This is a genomic window from Paenibacillus sp. tmac-D7 (genome assembly GCF_006519665.1).
GTDB classification, from domain to species: domain Bacteria; phylum Bacillota; class Bacilli; order Paenibacillales; family NBRC-103111; genus Paenibacillus_G; species Paenibacillus_G validus.
Window position 1 is genome coordinate 1 of record NZ_VIDW01000123.1, and the last position, 932, is coordinate 932.

General features: G+C 39.9%; 1 protein-coding gene. It reads left to right on the forward strand.

Annotation, left to right across the window (positions count from 1 at the left end):
- Positions 1-219: 219 nt before the first annotated feature.
- The coding region (locus tag FKP33_RS26755) for an IS110 family transposase (RefSeq protein ID WP_141336833.1) at positions 220-932 on the forward strand (713 nt) is incomplete at its 3' end.

The window sequence follows — 932 nt, forward strand, 5'->3', positions numbered from 1 at the left end:
CCGTGAAGACTTCTACAAAGGTCAATACCATTATGGGGATGTTACCTGTCAACAAGGTCAGCACCCTGCCATTATCAGTAACTAATTTTTGATTGGATAAGGTGACATTAGACTAACGTATCACTGCGAGCCTTCGTTTCAGTGGGGCTAACGCTAAAACTGACGCTGTCATGTCCCTTTTCTCCTACATAAAAAATACAACATATAGGGGGAGTATTTATGGCTACCATAGATAGAACAAAATATTTATTCGTAGGAGTGGACCTGCATAAGAAAAACCACGTTGCCGTGCTCTGCAATTGTTTTAGCGATATCATTAAATCCTTTACGTTTAAGAACGCACCCACTCATTTTCCTACCTTTATCACCAACTTAAAGAAACATGCTGAAGGTAAAGACGTGATATTTGGATTGGAAGACGTAAACTTTTATGGACGTTCCCTTGCCAAATTCCTCATTTCGGAGGGCTACCTTGTAAAAGAAGTGAACTCATCCTATACCAAAAAGAAGAGAAATCGGGGAACGAACCGCAATAAGACGGATAAACTAGATGCTCGTGCTATTTGTAAAAATCTAATTGATGAATATGACGCTCACCCCATTGCCAACCCTCAAGATATTTACCTTGCCATCAAGCAAACCCTAAGTACTCGTAACAATTATGTTCAAATGGTGGCGAACATGAAAATCAGCTTACACAATCTATTGGTCCATCATTATCCAAACTATACGGACTTCTTTCAGGACTTGGATAGTAAAACTTCTAGGGGATTCTTTGAAACCTATCCCTCACCCGAAATGTTAGAAGGTATTTCCTCTACGGAATTGACAACATCCCTGAAAAAGTACAATAAGTCCGTACCGAAGAATAAAGCACAAGAAATCTTAGACGCTGTATCCTCTAACGGGTGGCTAGACAATGGCTACAAAGA